Annotated in this window: 2 protein-coding genes and 2 pseudogenes; 3 read left to right on the plus strand and 1 reads right to left on the minus strand. The window is 63.8% G+C overall.

Annotated elements, in window-relative coordinates; translation table 11 throughout:
* Positions 1-92: 92 nt before the first annotated feature.
* Positions 93-1391 (plus strand): annotated as a pseudogene (locus VQ044_RS24290) (IS21/IS408/IS1162 family transposase); the annotation flags it as partial.
* Complete coding sequence (istB, locus tag VQ044_RS24295; protein WP_442873011.1) at positions 1388-2269, plus strand: IS21-like element helper ATPase IstB; 882 nt, start codon at positions 1388-1390, stop codon at positions 2267-2269. The pseudogene VQ044_RS24290 and the gene istB, both read left to right, overlap by 4 nt.
* A 149-nt stretch (positions 2270-2418) precedes the next feature.
* Here istB and VQ044_RS24300 read toward each other — a convergent pair whose 3' ends face one another.
* A complete protein-coding gene (locus VQ044_RS24300) occupies positions 2419-2826 on the minus strand; it encodes a transposase (protein ID WP_327651449.1) in 408 nt (135 codons plus the stop codon).
* A gap of 103 nt (positions 2827-2929) precedes the next feature.
* Between VQ044_RS24300 and VQ044_RS24305 the strand changes: the two are divergent.
* Positions 2930-3190, plus strand: a pseudogene (locus tag VQ044_RS24305) (transposase); the annotation flags it as partial.
* Between the last annotated feature and the right edge of the window lie 196 nt (positions 3191-3386).

The following is a 3386-nucleotide window of genomic DNA, read 5'->3' on the forward strand; positions in this document are numbered from 1 at the left end:
ATCGCTCCTTCGGGAGGTTCTGGCAGGCTTCAGCACCCGCCACGATACGCCGCCTTCTCAGGCCCCATCACCCATTTTCAGCCATAGCTCGCCTGACGGTGGTGAAGGATTATGTCCGGATTGCCCGCGGCCGCCAGCGGGAGACCTTCGTGCCGCTGTCGCATCCGCCTGGCCACGCGCAGGTGGACTTCGGCGAGGCGATCGCGGTGATCGGCGGGGTTCGCCAGAAGATCCACTTTTACTGCATGGACGTTCCGCAGTCGGACGCGCCGTTCGTGAAGGCCTATCCACGGGAGACGACCGAGGCGTTCCTCGACGGGCATGTGTCGGCCTTTGACTTCTTTGGTGGCGTGCCGCTTTCGATCCTCTACGACAACACCACGATCGCGGTGGCGAAGATCTGCGGCGACGGTCGCCGCGAGCGAACCCGGGCCTTCACCGAACTCCAAAGCCACTACCTGTTTCGGGATCGTTTTGGGCGACCAGCGAAGGGCAATGACAAGGGCAAGGNCCGCGAGCGAACCCGGGCCTTCACCGAACTCCAAAGCCACTACCTGTTTCGGGATCGTTTTGGGCGACCAGCGAAGGGCAATGACAAGGGCAAGGTGGAGGGACTGGTCAAGTTTGCCCGGTCGAACTTCATGACGCCGATCCTGCATGCGGCAAGCTTCGACGCTCTAAATGCGATGCTGACCGAGCGATGCCGCCGTCGGCAGAACGAACGGGCCGGACGCCACAGCCAGACGATCGGCGAGCGGCTTCTCGCCGATCTGGCGGCCTTCAAGCCGCTGCCGGCGACACCGCTTGAGCCATGCGAGAAGCGGATCGCCCGGGTCTCCTCGACCTCGCTCGTCCGATACCGGTGCAACGACTACTCGGTGCCGACGACTTTCGGCTTTCGAGAGGTTCTGGTGAAGGGGTTCGTCGACGAGGTGGTGATCCTGTGTGCCGGCGAGGAGATCGCCCGTCATCGTCGCGATTACGGCACCGGCACCTTCGTCTTCGATCCTCTGCATTACCTGATGCTGATCGAGACCAAGCCGAACGCCCTCGACCAGGCCGCCCCGCTGCAGGGCTGGGATCTGCCGGAAGCCTTCCAGCATCTGCGCCATCTCCTGGAGGCGCGCATGGGCAATCGCGGCAAGCGCGAGTTCATCCAGGTGCTTCGGCTGATGGAAACGGTAGCGATGCCGATCGTCAGCGAGGCGGTGACGGAAGCGATCCGGCTCGGCGCCATCGGGTTCGACGCCATCAAGCTGATCGCTCTTGCCCGGATCGAGCGTCGCCCGGCACGCCTAGACCTGTCGGCCTATCCGCATCTGCCGAAGACGGACGTCAGGACGACGGCCGCCGCCGACTACGCCGTCCTCATTCCCGGGCGAGCGGCATGACCGGCAAACCGACGCCAGACCCTCCTATGCCGAGGGGGACGACGAGCGGCACGCCGCAGGTGCTTCTTGCCCATCACCTCAAGCAGTTGAAGCTGCCGACGGTGCTCCGGGAATACGACAAGGTCGCCCGCGAGTGCGCCCGCGACGGTGTCGACCATCCCCGTTATCTGCTGCGCCTGATCGAGCTGGAGCTGATCGACCGGGAACGGCGCATGGTCGAGCGTCGGATCAAGGCGGCACGGTTCCCGGGTGTCAAAAGCTTCGATACCTTCGACTTCACCGCCATCCCGACGCTCAACAAGATGCTGGTGCTGGAGCTTGCCCGCAGCGAGTTCATCCTTCGCCGCGAGAACGTGATTGCGTTGGGCAATTCCGGCACGGGAAAGACGCATGTCGCTCTGGCTCTCGGACTGGCCGCCTGCCAGAAGGGCTTCACCGTCGCCTTCACGACCGCCGCCGCGCTCGTCCATCAACTCATGGAAGCCCGCGACGAACGCCGTCTCCTAAAGCTGCAGCGCGATCTGCAAGTGGTCAAACTGCTGATCGTCGACGAGCTTGGTTACGTGCCGCTGTCGCCAACGGGCGCCGAGCTTCTGTTCGAGGTGTTCTCCCAGCGATACGAGCGCGGATCGACGATTGTCACCTCGAACCTGCCATTCGAGGACTGGACCAGCGTCCTTGGATCGGAGCGGCTGACCGGAGCGCTGCTCGATCGCCTGACGCACCACGTCCACATCTTGACGATGAACGGCGACAGCTATCGGCTCAAGCAGTCGTCGGGCCGACGTCGTTCCCCTGCGCCCGACAAAAGGGCGGAGCAAAACCAGGTCACCGACGACGCCGTCGATACTGAAATCGGCGAAATCTCCAAGAGCTGACCATCAAAAACCGATCGCCCACGCACGAAGGGGCCCGATCGGGCCCCTTCGTGCGTCGTGACTGCCATCGCCGTGGCCTGGTTTTACTCCGCCCCACTGGCCTGGATTTGCTCCGTCGTTGACAATCCTCGGCAGCGAACCCGACGCGATCATGTCGCCGCCCGCACCGCGCGGATTACCCGCGACAGATGCCCGCCGCCGACGCCAGGTTCCGCCCGGATCACGACGTCGTCCACCACGATCTCAATAGCGGTGGCGTTCGCGTGCCTCGACCGGGGCGGCTCCTCGACCACCAACGCAGCGAACGCGGGCGTCGAGGCCACGCTCTCCGGCAGCGTCAGTTGCCCATTCCGAAGCCGTTTGCGCCAATGATAGACCTGCCAGCGCGTGGCTTTGTGCTTTCGCGCCAAATCCGTCACCCGGACACCCGGCAGCAGGCTCTCCGCCGCAATCCGCGCCCTCTCCGCATCCGAACGCCGCCGTCGACCCGTCGGGCCTTCGATCACCTCCAGCCGACCAGCATAACCTTGGCTTGAGACGTCCGAATGGACGCCCATCTTTTGCCGTCTCTTTCCATGCAAAAACCTCCGTCCAAATCGGAGATCTCTTCGCACGATCAGGGCAGACGGAGCAGCAGGGGATCGGAAGAGCGCTTACTAAAGGACGATCCAGACAGGGATCGGCCCGGTGCCGGTGAGACGCGCCAAGCTGCGTGACCGCGGTGCCGATGGCGACAGGGGGTTGGAGGGCGAGCGCATCACCTTCACGTCGGCGATCCTGCCGAAACGGGCACGGCGCACGAAGAGCCTCGATGCGCTGCTGCCGGTCCTCTACCTACGCGGCATCTCGACCGGCGATTTCCAGGAAGCGCTGGCGGCGCTCCTCGGCGGGGACGCGCCGAACCTGTCTCCTTCGGTGATCCTGGCTCAACCGCTTCCGAAGCATCCTCATCCGTTGGGAGAAGAAGCCCGCAAACTACCTCGCCATGTTAGCCCGGATATCCCAGATAAACAACGATATCGCGCCCCCCGGATGGGTGATAGTCTATAATCATCAATATCTTAGCGATGATGGGGCGGGATATGGCGACGGATGTGACGGGTGAAGCTGAAACGGG

Source organism: Aurantimonas sp. C2-5-R2, from assembly GCF_036549495.1.
Classification (GTDB): domain Bacteria; phylum Pseudomonadota; class Alphaproteobacteria; order Rhizobiales; family Rhizobiaceae; genus Aurantimonas; species Aurantimonas coralicida_A.